Source organism: Stenotrophomonas sp. YJH_SMC_127 (genome assembly GCF_059372445.1).
Genome location: NZ_JCAFVO010000005.1, coordinates 279,583 through 295,439, shown reverse-complemented (window position 1 = coordinate 295,439; position 15,857 = coordinate 279,583). Strand labels below are relative to the sequence as shown.

The following is a 15,857-nucleotide window of genomic DNA, read 5'->3' as shown; positions in this document are numbered from 1 at the left end:
CCGCGCTGCGCGGGTGCTAGAATCCGCTCTTTCCTTTGCCGTTGCAGCGCCCCCATGCACCTGTCCCTGCTCAAGACCAAGATCCATCGCGCCACCGTCACCCATTCCGAGCTGAACTACGAAGGCTCGATCGCCATCGATGACAACCTGCTGGCTGCCACCGGCATCCGCGAGTTCGAGCAGGTGCACATCTGGGACGTGACCAATGGTGCGCGTTTCTCGACCTATGCCATCCGCGCCGAAGCCGGCAGCGGCGTTGTCTCGCTCAACGGTGGCGCTGCGCGCCACGTGCAGGTCGGTGACATCATCATCATCGCCGCGTTCGCCAGCATGACCGAGCAGGAAGCTGACAGCTTCAGGCCGAAGCTGGTGTACGTTGATGGCAACAACCAGATCACCCACACCAACGACACGATCCCGACCCAGGCCGCATGACAACGAACAACGGATTCGACTCGCTGCATTCCCACGCCCAGCGCCTGAAGGGCGCAAGCATTCCCAGCCTGCTCGCCGCCGAACCCGGCCGTGTACAGGAGCTGGCGCTGCGGGTCGGTCCGTTGTACGTCAATTTCGCCCGGCAGAAATACGATGCCGCGGCGTTGCAGGCGCTGTTGGCGCTGGCTGCCGAGCGTGATGTCGGCGGTGCCATCACGCGCCTGTTCCGCGGCGAACAGGTCAACCTGACCGAAGGGCGCGCCGCGCTGCATACCGCGCTGCGCGGCGATGTGGTCGATGCGCCGGTGGCGGCCGAGGCCTATGCCACCGCGCGCGGGATCCGCCAGCGCATGGGCGTGCTGGTGCGCGCGCTGGAAGACAGTGGCGTGACCGATGTGGTCAGCGTCGGCATCGGTGGTTCCGACCTTGGCCCGCGCCTGGTCGCCGACGCGCTGCGTCCGGTCAGCGGTGCGCGCCTGCGCGTGCATTTCGTCTCGAACGTGGACGGCGCCGCCATGCAGCGCACGCTGGCCACGCTGGATCCGGCCAAGACCGCCGGCATCCTCATCTCCAAGACCTTCGGTACGCAGGAAACGCTGCTCAACGGCCAGATCCTGCACGACTGGCTGGGCGGCAGCGAGCGCCTGTATGCAGTCAGCGCCAATCCGGATCGCGCCGCCAAGGCCTTCGCGATCGCCGCCGATCGCGTACTGCCGATGTGGGACTGGGTGGGTGGCCGCTATTCGCTGTGGTCGGCGGTCGGTTTCCCGATCGCGTTGGCGATCGGCTTCGAGCGCTTTGAGCAGCTGCTGGAAGGCGCCGCACAGATGGATGCGCATGCGCTGGATGCACCGCTGGAGCGCAACCTGCCGGTGCTGCATGGCCTGACCGACATCTGGAACCGCAACCTGCTGGGCCATGCCACGCATGCGGTGATGACCTACGACCAGCGTCTGGCGCTGCTGCCGGCCTACCTGCAGCAGCTGGTGATGGAAAGCCTGGGCAAGCGCGTGCAGCGTGATGGTGCGCCGGTCACCACCGACACCGTGCCGGTGTGGTGGGGTGGGGCAGGCACCGATGTGCAGCACAGCTTCTTCCAGGCGCTGCACCAGGGCACCAGCGTCGTTCCGGCCGACTTCATCGGCTGTGTGCACAACGATGATCCCTACACGATCAATCACCAGGCCCTGCTGGCCAACCTGTTGGCACAGACCGAGGCGCTGGCCAATGGCCAGAGCAGCGACGATCCGCACCGTGATTACCCGGGCGGGCGGCCGAGCACGCTGATCCTGCTCGACGCGCTGACCCCGCAGGCACTGGGTGCGCTGATCGCCATGTACGAACACGCCGTGTACGTGCAGTCGGTGATCTGGAACATCAACGCGTTCGACCAGTTCGGTGTCGAGCTCGGCAAGCAACTGGCCAGTGGCCTGCTGCCGGCGCTGCAGGGCGAGGATGTGGCGGTTGCCGATCCGATGACCCGCGAGATCCTGGCGCAGCTGAAGCGCTGATGCTCTGGTAGTGCCGGCCGCTGGCCGGCATCCAGGTGATGCTTCAATCGTTCATGAGGTTGCCGGCCAGCGGCCGGCACTACCGCAGCGGATGGGTTGCCGGCCAGCGGCCGGCACTACCGCAGCGGATGGGTTGCCGGCCAGCGGCCGGCACTACCGCGTCACCGGCTCGGGTCGCGCTCCGGGCTTGGCCGCTTGGCCAGTTTGCGCTGCAGCGAGCGCCGGTGCATGCCGAGCAGGCGCGCGGCCGCTGACACATTGCCGCCGGTCTCGTGCATCGCCTGCTGGATGTGTTCCCACTGCAGGCGGCTGATCGGCGTCATCGCATCGGGCACTTCCATTTCGCCATCGTCGGCCGGGCCGTCGTCTTCCTCGCCGAGGGCGCGCAGGATCATCGGCACCGTGGCCGGCTTCGGCAGGTAATCATCCGCACCCAGCTTGATCGCCTCCACCGCGGTGGCGATGCTGGCGTAGCCGGTCACCAGCAGGATCCGCATGTCCGCGCGCAGCGCGCGCAGCGGCTGGATCAGTGCCAGGCCGGAATCGCTGCCCAGCTTCAGGTCGATCAGCGCGAACGCCGGTGGATGCTGCCGGGCCAGCGCCAGCGCACTGGCGGCATCCTGTGCGGTCTGCGTTTCAAGCCCCTTGCGGGCCAGGCTGCGTTGCAGGGTACGCAGGTACAGCTCGTCGTCGTCGACCAGCAGGCCCAGGGTGGAATGGTGAAGGCTCATGGGGTGTCCTCGCGTGGGGCCAGCGGCAGGCGGAAGCCGACGCGGCTGCCGGCCCCCTGGGCCGGGCGCATCCACATCTCGCCGTCGAGGCGTTCGATGGTGGCATGGGACAGGGCCAGGCCGACGCCCATGCCCTCGCTCTTGCTGCTGCCGAACAGCTTGCCCGGCAGCACGGCGGCACGGGCGTCGAAGCCATGGCCGTAGTCGCGGACTTCGCCGATCAGGTCGTCGCCTTCGATGCGCAGGTCCAGGTCCACGCGTGGCCGGCCGGCTTTCTCGCCGGCATCGGCGGCGTTGTTGAGCAGGACCATCAGCAGATGGCCAACGCCCGGGTCCAGCGGTAGCCGCAGTGGCGCATCATCGTTGCGGTGCAGGTCGATGGTCGGCCGCACCAGGCGCCATTGCTCCAGCACCTGCTGTGCGCTGGAATGGCTGCGGCCCGGTGCGTCGGCCGAGGCCGGAGCAGCCAGCGCCAGCACGCGCTCCCGGCACTGCACCAGCAGCTCGCGCAGGGTTTCCATGTCCTCGCGCACTTCCGGCTCTTCGCTGCGCTCGGCCACATCGTCGGCGAGCAGGGTCATGGTCGCCAGCGGCGTGTTCAGTTCATGCGCCACCGAGGCGGCATGGGTGGCCAGCGCGACGATGCCCTCGTTGCGGGCGAAGCGCTCGCGCAGTGCCGACAGTTCCAGTTCGCGCTCCCGCAGGGCCAGCGCCAGCCGGGTGGAGAAGGCCAGTGCCACCGCGGCGGAAATCAGGAAGTTGGCGACCACGCCCCAGCGATTCAGGTCCTGCGCGCGGAAATAACCGTCCGGCAATGGCTGGCCGAAGATGCCGCTGGCGGCGTAGCCGAGCAGGCAGGCCAGTGCGACCGCCAGTGCCCAGCGCAGGGGCAGGGCGAACGCGGCCAGCGCGATCAGGATCAGGAACAGCGAGCTGAACGGGTTGGCCATGCCGCCGCTCCAGCCGACCATCCAGGTCAGGATGATCACGTCCACCAGGATGTGGCCGAACGCGGTCAGCGGTGCGGTGTCAGCCGCGTCCGGACGCAACTGGGTATAGATGTTGAACAGGGCCAGCACCGCCACGCCGGCCCATAGCGGCAGCTGCGGCAACGGCAGGCCCAGCACCCAGGTGGCAACCAGGATGGTGGCGGCCTGGCCGCCTACGGCAAGCCAGCGCAGGCTGCACAGGGTACGGAGAAACGGGGCGTCGGGACCGGTCATTCACGCTCATCGTATGCGTTCACGGGCGGCTGTGCCTGCGACAATCGGCCGCAGCCGTGCCACCGGCTGAATGCGAGTCACCCGGAATGCGGGGGCGGGCGGTAGAATGCGCCCATGCACGACGCCGTCACCCGCCCGACTCCTCCCTCCGATGCCACCTCCTGGCCCCGCCGCCAGACCCATGCCGTGCAGATCGGCGGGGTCACCGTAGGCGGAGGCAAGCCGGTCGTGGTGCAGTCGATGACCAACACCGACACGTCCGACGTGGCCTCCAGCGTGAAGCAGGTGGCCGAGCTGTGGCGGGCCGGTTCGGAAATGGTGCGTTTGACCGTCAATACCGTGGAAGCCGCTGCGGCGATCCCGCGCATCGTCGACAAGCTGGCGATGATGGGCATCGACGTGCCGCTGATCGGTGATTTCCACTACAACGGCCACCAGCTGCTGACCGCCGAGCCGGCATGTGCCGAAGCGCTGGCCAAGTACCGCATCAACCCGGGCAACGTCGGCTTCGGCAAGAAGAAGGACCTGCAGTTCGCCCAGTTGATCGAGTTCGCGATCCGCTACAACAAGCCGGTGCGCATCGGTGCCAACTGGGGCTCGCTGGACCAGGCCCTGGCGGCGAAGTTGATGGACGAGAACAACCTGCGCGAGCAGCCCTGGGATGCCGGTCGCGTGCTGCGCGAGGCGCTGATCCGTTCGGCGCTGGATTCGGCCGAGCAGGCGGTGGAGCTCGGCCTGCCGCGCGATCGCATCGTGCTGTCGGCCAAGGTCAGTGGCGTGCAGGAGCTGATCGCGGTGTACCGCGACCTGGCCCAGCGCTCCGATTTTGCCCTGCACCTGGGCCTGACCGAGGCCGGTATCGGCAGCAAGGGCATCGTCGCCTCGTCGGCGGCGCTGGGCGTGCTGCTGCAGGAAGGCATCGGTGACACCATCCGCATCTCGCTGACCCCGGAACCGGGCCAGTCGCGCACGCAGGAAGTGATCGTCGCCCAGGAACTGCTGCAGACCACCGGCCAGCGTGCCTTCACGCCGCTGGTCACGGCTTGTCCGGGCTGCGGCCGCACCACCTCCGAGTTCTTCCAGGAACTGGCCAAGGTGGTGCAGAACCACGTGCGCGAGAAGATGCCGCTGTGGAAGATCCACCATCCGGGTGCGGAGAACATGACCCTGGCGGTGATGGGCTGCATCGTCAATGGGCCGGGTGAGTCGCGGCACGCCAACATCGGTATTTCCCTGCCGGGCACCGGTGAAACCCCGGCCGCGCCCGTGTTCGTCGATGGCGAGAAGAAGGTGACCCTGCGTGGCGAGAACATCGCCCAGGAGTTCGTCGCCCTGATCGACGATTACGTCGAACACAAATATGTCCGAAGCGCCGGATAAGCCTGCGATCCTCGCTGCGCCGGAGTCCGCCTCCGGTTTCCGCCACTGGATGGCGCACAATGCCTGGCGCCTGGTGCTGCTGTTCGGTGGCGTGCTGCTGCCGTTGGCGGGTTTCGTCGCCCTGGCCGACGAAGTGCATGAGTTTGAATCGTTCCATTTCGATGCGCCGCTGCTGTGGCAGATGCATGGCCTGCACTCACCGCTGCTGGACCGCTTCTTCGTGCTCATTTCCAGGCTGGGCTACGAATGGTTCCTGATTCCCGCCGACGTGCTGATCATCGGCGTGCTGCTGGGCTACCGGCGTTGGCGTGAGGCCACCTTCGTGGCGGTCAGCTTCGTCGGCTCGGCGCTGCTGAACATGGGCAGCAAGCATTTCTTCCAGCGCCAGCGCCCCAGCCTGTGGGAATCGATCGCGCCGGAATCGACGTTCAGCTTTCCCAGCGGCCACGCGATGGGCTCGATGACCCTGGCCGTGACCCTGGTGCTGCTGGCCTGGAACACCCGCTGGCGCTGGCCGGTGCTGCTGCTGGCGCCCGCGTTCAGCCTGCTGGTCAGCGTCTCCCGGGTCTATCTGGGCGTGCATTACCCCTCCGATATCCTGGCCGGATGGTGTGCCGCGCTGGTTTGGGTGGTAGGGTGCTATCTGGTCATGTTCAGTCGCCGGCATCCTTGGCGACGTCAGGATTCGCCGCCAGCGACGGCCAGCGAAGCATCATCACAGGGGGATTGACGTGGATGGCCCCTCCGGGGCGTCTACGTAATAGATCAGTTGTTTCGTTGCAGCAGGTTCTGCAAGACAGGGGGCAAGCACAACGCGCGGTACTGTGATGCGCAAGGCAGAATGCCCGGGTCGCATCTCGAACGCGCTTGCAGGGGTATCGGCGCCCTGCCTAGCTTGACCTGCAATGGCCGCATTCGAAGAGGTACGTGAATGACGATTCGAGTCTACCTGGTGGATGACCACGCACTGGTCCGCACCGGGATGAAGATGATCCTGTCGGGGGAGACCGACATCGAGGTGGTGGGCGAAGCCGAGACCGGCGAAGATGCGCTGCGCGACGTCCGCCAGCTGCTGCCGGACGTGGTGCTGTGCGACCTGCACCTGCCCGGCGTGAGTGGCATGGAGGTGACCGAGCGCATCGTCCGCAGCCATCGCAACACCCGCGTGGTGATCGTGTCGGTGCTGGAAGACGGTCCGCTGCCGAAGCGCTTGCTGGAAGCCGGGGCTGCGGGCTACATCGGCAAGGGCTGCGATGCACAGGAGCTGCTGCGTGCGGTGCGCGATGTGGCCATGGGCCGTCGCTACCTGGGCACCAGCATCGCGCAAAACCTGGCCTTGTCGACCGTTGAAGGCAACGGCTCTCCATTCGACAGCCTGTCGCCGCGCGAGCTGGAAGTGGCGTTGCTGCTGACCCAGGGCCTGCGCCAGGAAGACATCGCGCGGCGCCTGAGCCTGAGCGCGAAGACAGTGAACACGCACAAGGCGCGGCTGTTCGAGAAGATGGGGATCCACGACAACATCGCGCTGGCGCGCATGGCCAGCCAGTACGGGCTGGTGGATCCGGCACGGCCGCTGTAAGGGATTCGGCCAACGGCTGAGCCCCTCGCGGTGGTGGTGCGGTTGGATTGTGGTGGTTGGCCGGGCGGATGGGCTGTGCAGGGGGCGCTGCAAGTACGTCCATGTAAGCTCGGTCGCCGCTTGCTCGTGTGCGCTGTCCTGCGCACACGGCAAGGCCAGGGTTGGGCGTCCTACCCAACCCGCCCGAGGCGTGCCTCGGGCCCATGCGGCTCACGCCCCTGCACAGCCCATCCGCCCGGCCACGGTTCCGTGCGCGTCCACCGCGGAAAGAAGAAGGGAAAGGCGGGAGCGGGTCGCGCGCTGTGCGCGCTCGTCGCCCGGGGTCGGATCCCTTTCCCGGTGGGAAAGGGCTCTGACCCCCGATGATGCTGGAGCCGAGCGTGGGCTCGGCTCTACAGCTGTGTCGGGCTCAGTGGCCGCGTACGCGCTTGATGATCTTCGCGGCGTCGGCGGCGCTGGCGCGCACCTTGTCCCACTGACCGTCGGCGATCCAGCTGCCCGGCACCATCCACGAACCACCGATGCAGACCACGTTCTTCTGCTCGAGGTACTCGGCGGCGGTGTTTTCGGTGATGCCGCCGGTCGGGCACAGCTTGAGGTCGGCAACCGGGCCGGCCAGACCCTTGATCATCGCCAGCCCCCCCACGGCGGTGGCAGGGAACAGCTTGCACACGCGGAAGCCGCGCGCATACAGCGACAGCAGTTCGGTCGGCGTGGCCGCACCCGGCACTACCGGCAGCGGTGCCGCCGCCAGCGCATCGGCCAGCGCCGGTGGCGTACCCGGGGTCACCAGGAAGTCCGCGCCCGCATCGATCGACTGCTGCATCTGCTCCACGGTCAGCACCGTGCCGGCGCCCACCACCACGTCCGGCAGCTCGCGCTTGAGCATCGCCAATGCTTCCATCGCCACTGGCGTACGCAGCGTCAACTCGATCGCCGGCAGGCCACCTTCCAGCAACGCCGCACTGACCGCACGCGCCTGGTCCAGCGTATGAATCGTCACCACCGGCAGGATGCCCGCCGCACGCAACAGCTCCGCCGCCTTCACCTGATGTTGTTCGATACCCATGCTTTTGCCCTTGCCTTTGCTCTTCTAGATTCAGTGGCCGCAGCGCAAATGACGCGCCGGGAATTGTCCAGGGCGCTCTACTGCCCAGGCCGGGAAGCCTGCCGCGGCTTTTCGCTTCAGGCGTCTTTTGCCTCATGCGGCGCCGCCGCCGCTGCGGCATCGTGCCCCAGCTCGTACTCCGCGTCGTATTCCCACGGCCCGCCATCGGCCGCCGCCGGCCCGCACGAAATCGAAATCGCGCCCTGATCAGCCGGACCCACCACGCGACGGTTGATCGCGAACAGGTTGCGGCCCAGGTCATGCGCGGCAGGCGCCGTGTTCGGGGCCAGCGGACGCGCGGCCCACTCGGCCGCGTCCACCAGCACTTCCAGCGTGCCGGCCTCGCCATCAAGGCGGATCATGTCGCCCTCGCGGACCTTGGCCAGCGGACCACCGCGCGCCGCTTCCGGCGTCACATGGATCGCCGCCGGAATCTTGCCCGAGGCGCCGGACAGGCGGCCGTCGGTGACCAGTGCCACGCGCCGGCCCTGGTTCTGCAGCAGCCCCAGCAGCGGCGCCAGCGAATGCAGTTCCGGCATGCCGTTGGCACGCGGGCCCTGGTAACGCACCACCGCCACGAAGTGCTCGGGCAGCAGGCCGCCGGCATGCAGCTTGTTCAGCACCTGCGGCGCATCGACAACCACGGCCGGTGCTTCGATCGTGCGGTACTGCGGCTTCACCGCCGACAGCTTGATCAGCGACTTGCCCAGGTTGCCGCGCAGCAGGCGCAGGCCGCCCTGGTGCTCGAACGGGTTGTCGACGCCACGCACCACTTCGTCATCGGCGCTGTGTTGCAGGCCCGGCAGGTAGACCAGCTGGCCGTCGCGCAGCTGCGGCTCGCGCGCGTAGTCGGCCATGCCGCCGCGCGCCACGCTGACCAGGTCACCGTGCATCAGGCCCGCCCTGATCAGCTCGCCGAACACGAAGGCCGGTCCGCCAGCGGCCGCGAAACGGTTCACGTCGGCCTCGCCGTTCGGATAGACGCGGGCCAGCAGCGGAATCAGCTGCGACAGTTCGTCGAAGTCGTCCCAGGTCAGCACGATGCCGGCGGCACGCGCCACTGCGATCCAGTGGATGGTGTGGTTGGTCGAACCGCCGGTGGCCATCAGCGCGATGACCGCGTTGATGATCGCGCGCTCATCGATGATCCGGCCCAGCGGACGGAAGTCGTCGCCGAGCGCGGTGATGTCCAGTGCACGTTCGGTGGCTTCGCGGGTGAGGGCGTCGCGCAGCGGCGTGCCCGGATTGACGAACGATGCGCCCGGCAGCTGCACGCCCATCGCTTCCAGCAGCACCTGGTTGGAATTGGCGGTGCCGTAGAATGTGCAGGTGCCGGCGCCGTGGTACGAGGCGGACTCGGCTTCCAGCAGCTCTTCGCGGGTGGCTTCGCCGGCGGCATAGCGCTCGCGCACTTCCGCCTTCTGCTTGTTCGGGATGCCCGGGGTCATCGGGCCAGCCGGCACGAACACCGCCGGCAGGTGGCCGAAGGCCAGCGCGCCGATCAGCAGGCCCGGCACGATCTTGTCGCACACGCCGAGGTAGACGGTGGTATCGAACATGTCATGGCTGAGGCCGATCGCAGTGGCCTGGGCGATCACATCGCGCGAGAACAGCGACAGTTCCATGCCGCCGCGGCCCTGGGTGACGCCGTCGCACATCGCCGGCACGCCGCCGGCCACCTGTGCCGTAGCACCCAGCTCGCGGGCGATCTCGCGGATCTGCTCGGGATAGGTCTCGAACGGCTGGTGCGCCGAGAGCATGTCGTTGTAGGCGGTGATGATGCCCAGGTTCGGCGTCACGCCGCCGCGCAGGCGGCTCTTGTCGGTACCGCCACAGGCGGCGAATCCATGGGCGAGGTTGCCGCAGCTCAGGCGGCTGCGGAACGGGCCTTCGCGCAGGGAGGCGTCGATCGCGGCCAGGTAGGCGGCACGCGAGGCGGCGCTGCGGCGGATGACACGCTCAGTGATGGCTTGCAGTTGCGGATGGAGGCTCATTGGCTACCGGCGTTCAAGGTGGCGAGAGGCAAGCGGCGGCAGGGCACCGCCGCCGACATCAATCAGCCCAGTGGACGCGCAGGCGCGCGCCTTCCAGGTTGATCGCGTTGAGGATCGGATACTGCTGGGCGTCGTTGCTGTCCAACGCTTGGCGCAGCACCTGCAGCTTCTGCTTGCCGCGCAGCAGCAGCAGGCGCTGTCGGCACTGGCGCAGCCCATGCGGGGTCAGCGTGATGCGCAGCGGCCACTGGTTCGCACCCGGGCAGCCGGTGGCATCCAGCGCGGCATAGGGCAGGGTGCTTTCCAGTGCGCGGGCGAGGTCCTTCGAGCCCGGGAACAGCGAGGCGGTGTGGCCGTCGTTGCCCATGCCCAGTGCCACCAGGCTCGGCGGCTGGCTGTGCTGTGCCTGCAGGTTGGCGGTGTACACGCATTCGGGCAGGGGCTTGCCGATCCGCACCAGTGGATCGAAATGCGCACCCTCGGCGCGTTTCAGCAGGTGCTCGCGCACCAGCCAGGCATTGCTGTCGCGATCCTGCGGCGACAGCCAGCGCTCGTCGGCCAGGCTCACTTCCACCCGGTCCCAGTGCACGTCCAACTCGGCCAGCGCCTGGTAGACCGGCGCCGGTGTAGTGCCGCCAGACAGCAGGATGCGGGCGCGGCCCACTTCGTTGATGTCGTGGTTGAGGGTGTGCGCCATCTCGGCGGCAACGGCTTCGATCCAGCCATCGGCATCGCCATGGTTGATGAACTCGATGCGGTCGTCGTGGAAGGTGGTGGGGCTCATGCGGCAACTCCAGGTGCGTCACGTTCGGCGTCGGCGGCATAGGCGGCGGCGCCCAGCAGTCCGGCGTGGGGATGCATCACCGCCAACGAGGGCACGCGCGCCATGATGGAAGAGAACCGGCCCTTGTGCTCGAAGCGCTGGCGGAAACCGGAGTGCTGCAGCGAATCGAGCATCTTCGGGGTCAGCCCGCCGGTCAGGAACACGCCGTCCCAGGCGCCCTGGGTCAGCACCAGATCGCCAGCAATGGCGCCGAACACGGCGCAGAACACATCCACGGTGCGCATCGCCTGCGGATCGCCGTGCAGGGCGCGGGCGGTCACGTCCACCGGCTGCAGCTGGCCCGGATCGATGCCGGCCATCTCGCACACGGCGCGATGGATGTTGACCAGGCCGGGGCCGCAGATCAGGCGCTCGTTGGAGACGCGGCCGAACTGCTCGGACAGGATCTCCAGGATGCGGATCTCTTCCGGGGTTCCCGGCGGGAAGCTGACATGGCCGCCTTCGGTTTCCAGCGGATAGCAACGGCCGTGGCGCATGATCAGGCCGCCGACGCCGAGACCGGTACCGGGCCCGATCACCGCGTAGTTGCGTGGCTGGCCGGGCTTGCCCGGTACCCAGGTAGCCCCGCCGACCTGGACCACGTCATCGGGCTGCAGCAGCGAAATCGCCATCGCCTGCGCGGCGAAGTCGTTGATCAGGTGCAGTTCGTCGAACCCGAGCATGGCAGCGGTGCGGCTGCGCGAGATTACCCATGGATGGTTGGTGATGCGTGCTTCATCACCATCCACGCGACCGGCCACGGCGAACACGCCGCGGCTTGCCGTGGCGCCGATCTGTTCCAGATGGTGGCGCGCGGCATCACCCAGCGACGGGAACTCCGCCACCGCGTACTCGCGGATGCTGTCCTTCTGCAGCGGTGCGTCCAGCGAGGTGTCGGCAAGGGCGAAGCGCGCGTTGGTGCCACCGATGTCGGCGACCAGCACTGGCTGCGAGCTGGCACTCATGCCGACGCTCCGCTGTCGGGCGCGTCCAGGTCCTGCGGCAGGAACCCGCCCGCATTGCCCGGGCCCCATTGGCCGGCGGGGTAGGGCTCCAGCGGCAGCTTGGCGTCCTTCCAGGCGTCGGCGACGCTGTCGATCCAGGCCCAGGCCGCACGCACTTCGTCATCGCGCACGAACAGCGTGTGGTTGCCGTTGAAGGCATCCAGGAACAAGCGTTCGTAAGCGATACGGCGGTGCAGGCCGGTCGGCACCGACAGTTCCAGCTCCAGCGGATGCAGCTCCAGCGCGCCCCATTCCGGGCCTGCCAGGCTGCTCATCAGGCCCAGTTCGATGTTTTCCTGCGGCTGCAGCTGGAACACCAGGCGGTTCGGTGCGGCCTGCGCGCGCTGCGGGCGCTCGAACAGCCAGTGGGTGACCGGCTTCAGCGTGACCACCACGCGGGTGGTGCGCTCGGGCAGGCGCTTGCCGGTGACCAGGTGGAACGGCACGCCGCTCCAGCGCCAGTTGTCGATATGCGCGGTGACACCGGCGAAGGTTTCCACGTCGCTGCCTTCCGGCGGCTGGTAGGCCTGTGCCGGCTGGCCATTGATGGTGCCGGCGGTGTAGCGGCCACGGATGCTGTCACGCGCGGCGTGCCTGGCATCGAGCGGGCGCAGGGCGCGCAGCACCTTGACCTTCTCGTCGCGGATGCGATCGGCTTCCAGCGATGCCGGCGGTTCCATCGCCACCATGCACAGCAGCTGCAGGATGTGGCTCTGCACCATGTCGCGCAGCGCGCCGGAGCGGGCGTAATAGGCATCGCGGCCATCCACGCCTTCGCTTTCGGCCACCAGGATGTGCACCGATTCGATGTAGTTGCGGTTCCACACCGCTTCCAGCAGCGTGTTGCCGAAGCGCAGTGCGATCAGGTTCTGCACCGCGGCCTTGCCCAGGTAGTGGTCGAGGCGGAACACGCGGTCCTCGTCGATCCACTGGCCGATGGTGCTGATGATTTCCTCGGCGCTCTCGCTGTCGCTGCCGATCGGCTTTTCCAGCATCAGGCGTGCCGGCGCGGCGAGGGCGCCGCCCTTGGCCAGGCCTTCGCAGGTGGAGATGTACAGGCCCGGCGGGATGGCGAGGTAGCTGACGCACTTGCGGTGCACGAGGTCGGCGACCGCGGCGGCAACCGAGTCGACGTCGCGCAGGTCCACCGAGCGGTAGTCGATGCGACGCAGCAGGGCGCTGATGTCGTCCTGCGTGGCCATCGGCATGGCCTGCTGCAGGCGCGGCCGCAGGATGTCATGGAAGGCTTCGGTGTCATGCCCGGACAGGGCCAGCGCACGGATGCGGAAGTCCTCCGGCAGCAGGCCGTCGCCAAGCAGGCGAAGCAGCGAAGGGAACAGGTAGCGCTGGGCCAGATCACCTGTGGCACCGAACAGGAAGAGGGTGTCGTGCATCGCTCGAGTTTCAGATCCGGGTGACATCGTTGTCAATCGCTTCATGGCTGGGTTCGGGGGACATCCGCGCAACTGCCTGTCCGAGGTTCGTCAGGGGCGTTCTCCGGGGTGCCGGAAGACCGTTCCATTCGAAACCACTGCCTCGGCGGAACCTTCGTTCAACCGCCGACGCAGATCGGTGCGCACCGATCATCGGATAGTGCCACGTGAAAACGTTTACATGGCAGAATGGGCAACTGTATTCGATTGCAGTGCTCGCCGTCATGCGGCAAGCGCGCAATCATCACTGCCATCGGGAGGGCCGAGGCAGTCCCAAAAGACAGCCCGGCTTCGGGCGGACCGGATAGGTGATATGGCAAAAGTGCAGTTGCAGGGTGTGCGCAAGGTCTATGACAACGGCCAGGTCGCGGTGAAGGACGCCAGCTTCGAGGTCGCCGATGGCGAGCTGATGGTGCTGGTCGGCCCGTCCGGCTGTGGCAAGTCGACCCTGCTGCGGATGGTGGCTGGCCTGGAGGAGATCAGCGGCGGCACGCTGACCATCGGTGACCGCGTGGTCAACGACGTGGCGCCGAAGGATCGCGACATCGCGATGGTGTTCCAGAGTTATGCGCTGTACCCGCACATGACCGTGGCCGAGAACCTGGCCTTTGGCCTGAAGCTGCGCGGTCACGACAAGGCGACCATCGACAAGCGCATCGCCGAGGCGGCGCAGACGCTGGGCCTGACCGAGATGATGGACAAGCTGCCCAAGGCGATGTCCGGTGGCCAGCGCCAGCGTGTCGCGCTGGGCCGTGCGCTGGTGCGCGAGCCGGCGGTGTTCCTGCTCGACGAACCGCTGTCCAACCTGGATGCCAAGCTGCGTCACAGCGTGCGTACCGAGATCGCGCAGCTGCACCGCAAGCTGGGCACCACCATGATCTACGTGACGCACGACCAGGTCGAAGCGATGACCCTGGGCCAGCGCATCGTGGTGCTGAAGGATGGCGTCATCCAGCAGATCGATACGCCGATGGCGCTGTACGATCGCCCCGCCAACCTGTTCGTGGCCGGCTTCCTCGGCAGCCCGGCGATGAACGTGCTGCGCGGTACGCTGCAGGGCGATGCCGGTGGCGTGACCGTGGTCGATGGTGAGTGGCGTGCACCGCTGGGCCAGGCCACCATCGATCCGGCCTGGCTGCAGAAGCCGATCGCGGTGGGCGTGCGTCCGGAGCACCTGCAGCCGGCGGCCGCCGACGATGCGCATGCGTTCGTCGCACGCATTGAAGGCATCGAACCGGTCGGCAACGAGATCTTCGTCAACCTGAGCAGTGGCCAGCACGCGCTGACCATGCGCGTGGCGCCGCAGGCGCTGCCCGAGGTGGGCGAGCAGATCCGCGTGGCGATCCATCCGCAGGGCCTGCATTTCTTCAACCCGGAAACCGGCGCGCGCCTGTAAGGGGTAGTGCCGGCCGCTGGCCGGCAACCTCAACCCTGCATGGTTGCCGGCCAGCGGCCGGCACTACCATTCCTGCACCCACCCGTGCAGGTCCCCGCCTGCTTCAGCGGGCCAGGCCATCCAGCAACGGCACGCGCTGCGCAATGGCATCGCCCACCTGCAGGTCAGCGTCGCTGGCCTCCAGTGGCAGTACCGCCAGTGCCAGGTCGCCGGCCACGCTGGCAATCGTGCCCAGCCCCGCGCCATCCTGCTGCACGCCATCGCCGGCCTGTGCCGGTGCTGCGGTATGCAGCAACTGCACCGCACGCTTGGCTTTGCCGAGGAAGTGGGTGCGGGCGACGATTTCCTGGCCGGGATAGCAGCCCTTCTTCACGCTGTAGCCGTTCAGGCGGTCCAGGCCCAGCTGTTGGGGGGTCCACACTTCGCGCTGGCCTTCTTCCAGCCGCGGCAGGCCGTAGCGCAGGTCGGCCTGGCGCCAGGCCAGGGCGAAAGCGGCCTCATCGGCTTCATTGCCGGCAGCGAACGCGTCGGCGCTGCCAATGCGCAGGGTGCGCGGCAGGGCATCGCTGCCCAGGTCCAGCTCCCAGCCGTCGCCTGTGGTCTGCGCAATCGCCGCGCCGCTGGCGGCCTCGGGCGCGGTGAGCGCGCCAGCCGCCGCCAGATCGCTGCGCACCTGCACCTTCACCTTGCGGCGGAACACGAAGCGCTGCAGTTGCGACGCAATCGCATCGGCATCGCCGTCAGCCAGCACCAGCATCACGTGGTCTTCGGCCAGCCGAAGCAGCTGGAACACCGCCAGGGTGCGGCCCTTGGCGCTCAGCCAGGCACTCCACTGCCAGTGCTGCAGGGGCAGGGCGGTGACATCGCTGCTGAACTGGGCGTGGGCAAAGACAGCCGCATCCGGGCCCTGCAGGCTCAGCAGCTGGTGGCCGGGCAGGCGCGGATATCCGACGAAAGCAGGGGGCAGGTTGTCAGGCACGTGAACGAGGTCTAAAATTTGTGCGTTGCGAGACCGAACATGATAGGCCAAACAACCCCCACTCCCGACGACGAATCTGAAGCCCCGCTGGTCCCCGCGGCACCCGTGCCCGTGGAACAGGAAAAAGCGGAAGAATTCGGCGGCCGCGGCGGACTTGATCCGGTGCGGTATGGCGATTGGGAGAAAAACGGACGCTGCATCGATTTCTGATCAGCATTGAGCCAACGCGGCCGTGTGCCGCCCAGCCGAGACAACGAGCCC

General features: G+C 67.7%; 15 protein-coding genes. 7 read left to right on the top strand and 8 right to left on the bottom strand.

The genetic code is table 11. From position 1 onward, the window contains the following. The first annotated feature begins 54 nt into the window (after positions 1-54). Positions 55-435 (top strand): aspartate 1-decarboxylase, encoded by a 381-nt coding sequence (gene panD, locus AC5QAB_RS14225; RefSeq protein ID WP_014646751.1) that lies wholly within the window; start codon positions 55-57, stop codon positions 433-435. Then, a complete protein-coding gene (gene pgi / locus AC5QAB_RS14220; RefSeq protein WP_049406249.1) occupies positions 432-1,946 on the top strand; it encodes a glucose-6-phosphate isomerase in 1,515 nt (504 codons plus the stop codon). The genes panD and pgi overlap by 4 nt, the downstream gene beginning before the upstream one ends. A gap of 161 nt (positions 1,947-2,107) precedes the next feature. On the opposite strand, the gene AC5QAB_RS14215 is transcribed toward pgi, so the two are convergent. Both AC5QAB_RS14215 and AC5QAB_RS14210 read right to left on the bottom strand, forming a co-directional pair. After that, positions 2,108-2,677, bottom strand: coding sequence for a response regulator transcription factor (locus AC5QAB_RS14215; protein ID WP_012510702.1), 570 nt, complete (start codon positions 2,675-2,677; stop codon positions 2,108-2,110). Further along, positions 2,674-3,900 carry an ATP-binding protein gene (locus AC5QAB_RS14210; protein WP_197561833.1) on the bottom strand — a complete coding sequence of 409 codons (1,227 nt, stop codon included), beginning with the start codon at positions 3,898-3,900 and terminating at the stop codon, positions 2,674-2,676. The genes AC5QAB_RS14215 and AC5QAB_RS14210 overlap by 4 nt, the downstream gene beginning before the upstream one ends. A 114-nt stretch (positions 3,901-4,014) precedes the next feature. On the opposite strand from AC5QAB_RS14210, the gene ispG reads away from it, so the two are divergent. The 3 genes from ispG (at position 4,015) to AC5QAB_RS14195 (ending at position 6,859) form a co-directional block, all read left to right on the top strand. Continuing rightward, positions 4,015-5,280 (top strand): flavodoxin-dependent (E)-4-hydroxy-3-methylbut-2-enyl-diphosphate synthase, encoded by a 1,266-nt coding sequence (ispG, locus tag AC5QAB_RS14205; RefSeq protein WP_041863307.1) that lies wholly within the window; start codon positions 4,015-4,017, stop codon positions 5,278-5,280. Further along, positions 5,261-6,010: a phosphatase PAP2 family protein gene (locus AC5QAB_RS14200; RefSeq protein WP_032958602.1), complete on the top strand. Its 750-nt coding sequence runs from the start codon at positions 5,261-5,263 to the stop codon at positions 6,008-6,010. Before ispG ends, AC5QAB_RS14200 begins: the two co-directional genes overlap by 20 nt. A gap of 201 nt (positions 6,011-6,211) precedes the next feature. Next, positions 6,212-6,859, top strand: a complete 648-nt coding sequence (locus AC5QAB_RS14195) for a response regulator (protein WP_005416124.1) — start codon at positions 6,212-6,214, stop codon at positions 6,857-6,859. Positions 6,860-7,268: 409 nt separating this feature from the next. Here AC5QAB_RS14195 and AC5QAB_RS14190 read toward each other — a convergent pair whose 3' ends face one another. The 5 genes from AC5QAB_RS14190 to zwf form a co-directional block, all read right to left on the bottom strand. Beyond that, on the bottom strand, positions 7,269-7,928 hold the full coding sequence (locus AC5QAB_RS14190; RefSeq protein WP_014646757.1) for a bifunctional 4-hydroxy-2-oxoglutarate aldolase/2-dehydro-3-deoxy-phosphogluconate aldolase: 660 nt from the start codon (positions 7,926-7,928) through the stop codon (positions 7,269-7,271). 116 nt (positions 7,929-8,044) lie between these two features. Next, positions 8,045-9,961 (bottom strand): phosphogluconate dehydratase, encoded by a 1,917-nt coding sequence (gene edd, locus AC5QAB_RS14185; protein WP_032958604.1) that lies wholly within the window; start codon positions 9,959-9,961, stop codon positions 8,045-8,047. A gap of 58 nt (positions 9,962-10,019) precedes the next feature. Further along, on the bottom strand, positions 10,020-10,745 hold the full coding sequence (gene pgl, locus AC5QAB_RS14180) for a 6-phosphogluconolactonase (RefSeq protein ID WP_014646759.1): 726 nt from the start codon (positions 10,743-10,745) through the stop codon (positions 10,020-10,022). Continuing rightward, positions 10,742-11,749, bottom strand: coding sequence for a glucokinase (glk, locus tag AC5QAB_RS14175; RefSeq protein ID WP_197561834.1), 1,008 nt, complete (start codon positions 11,747-11,749; stop codon positions 10,742-10,744). The genes pgl and glk overlap by 4 nt, the downstream gene beginning before the upstream one ends. Then, the gene (gene zwf / locus AC5QAB_RS14170; protein ID WP_014646761.1) at positions 11,746-13,182 is read right to left on the bottom strand and encodes a glucose-6-phosphate dehydrogenase; all 1,437 of its coding nucleotides are present in this window, start codon (positions 13,180-13,182) and stop codon (positions 11,746-11,748) included. Before zwf ends, glk begins: the two co-directional genes overlap by 4 nt. A gap of 352 nt (positions 13,183-13,534) precedes the next feature. Here zwf and AC5QAB_RS14165 point away from each other — a divergent pair, with 352 nt between their 5' ends. Then, positions 13,535-14,617 (top strand): ABC transporter ATP-binding protein, encoded by a 1,083-nt coding sequence (locus AC5QAB_RS14165; protein ID WP_014646762.1) that lies wholly within the window; start codon positions 13,535-13,537, stop codon positions 14,615-14,617. A 103-nt stretch (positions 14,618-14,720) separates the two neighbouring features. On the opposite strand, the gene ygfZ is transcribed toward AC5QAB_RS14165, so the two are convergent. Further along, positions 14,721-15,596, bottom strand: a complete 876-nt coding sequence (ygfZ, locus tag AC5QAB_RS14160) for a CAF17-like 4Fe-4S cluster assembly/insertion protein YgfZ (protein ID WP_495233462.1) — start codon at positions 15,594-15,596, stop codon at positions 14,721-14,723. 39 nt (positions 15,597-15,635) lie between these two features. On the opposite strand from ygfZ, the gene AC5QAB_RS14155 reads away from it, so the two are divergent. Next, positions 15,636-15,806 carry a DUF1674 domain-containing protein gene (locus tag AC5QAB_RS14155; RefSeq protein WP_005409075.1) on the top strand — a complete coding sequence of 57 codons (171 nt, stop codon included), beginning with the start codon at positions 15,636-15,638 and terminating at the stop codon, positions 15,804-15,806. The last annotated feature ends 51 nt before the right edge of the window (positions 15,807-15,857 follow it).

Excerpts from the sequence above, each read along its gene's own strand:
- AC5QAB_RS14200 (WP_032958602.1), top strand. The coding sequence starts at position 5,261 with ATGTCCGAAGCGCCGGATAAGCCTGCGATCCTCGCTGCGCCGGAGTCC.
- glk (WP_197561834.1), bottom strand. The coding sequence starts at position 11,749 with ATGAGTGCCAGCTCGCAGCCAGTGCTGGTCGCCGACATCGGTGGCACC.
- AC5QAB_RS14190 (WP_014646757.1), bottom strand. The coding sequence starts at position 7,928 with ATGGGTATCGAACAACATCAGGTGAAGGCGGCGGAGCTGTTGCGTGCG.
- AC5QAB_RS14165 (WP_014646762.1), top strand. The coding sequence starts at position 13,535 with ATGGCAAAAGTGCAGTTGCAGGGTGTGCGCAAGGTCTATGACAACGGC.
- pgl (WP_014646759.1), bottom strand. The coding sequence starts at position 10,745 with ATGAGCCCCACCACCTTCCACGACGACCGCATCGAGTTCATCAACCAT.
- AC5QAB_RS14155 (WP_005409075.1), top strand. The coding sequence starts at position 15,636 with ATGATAGGCCAAACAACCCCCACTCCCGACGACGAATCTGAAGCCCCG.
- zwf (WP_014646761.1), bottom strand. The coding sequence starts at position 13,182 with ATGCACGACACCCTCTTCCTGTTCGGTGCCACAGGTGATCTGGCCCAG.
- panD (WP_014646751.1), top strand. The coding sequence starts at position 55 with ATGCACCTGTCCCTGCTCAAGACCAAGATCCATCGCGCCACCGTCACC.
- edd (WP_032958604.1), bottom strand. The coding sequence starts at position 9,961 with ATGAGCCTCCATCCGCAACTGCAAGCCATCACTGAGCGTGTCATCCGC.
- ispG (WP_041863307.1), top strand. The coding sequence starts at position 4,015 with ATGCACGACGCCGTCACCCGCCCGACTCCTCCCTCCGATGCCACCTCC.
- pgi (WP_049406249.1), top strand. The coding sequence starts at position 432 with ATGACAACGAACAACGGATTCGACTCGCTGCATTCCCACGCCCAGCGC.
- AC5QAB_RS14210 (WP_197561833.1), bottom strand. The coding sequence starts at position 3,900 with ATGACCGGTCCCGACGCCCCGTTTCTCCGTACCCTGTGCAGCCTGCGC.
- AC5QAB_RS14215 (WP_012510702.1), bottom strand. The coding sequence starts at position 2,677 with ATGAGCCTTCACCATTCCACCCTGGGCCTGCTGGTCGACGACGACGAG.
- AC5QAB_RS14195 (WP_005416124.1), top strand. The coding sequence starts at position 6,212 with ATGACGATTCGAGTCTACCTGGTGGATGACCACGCACTGGTCCGCACC.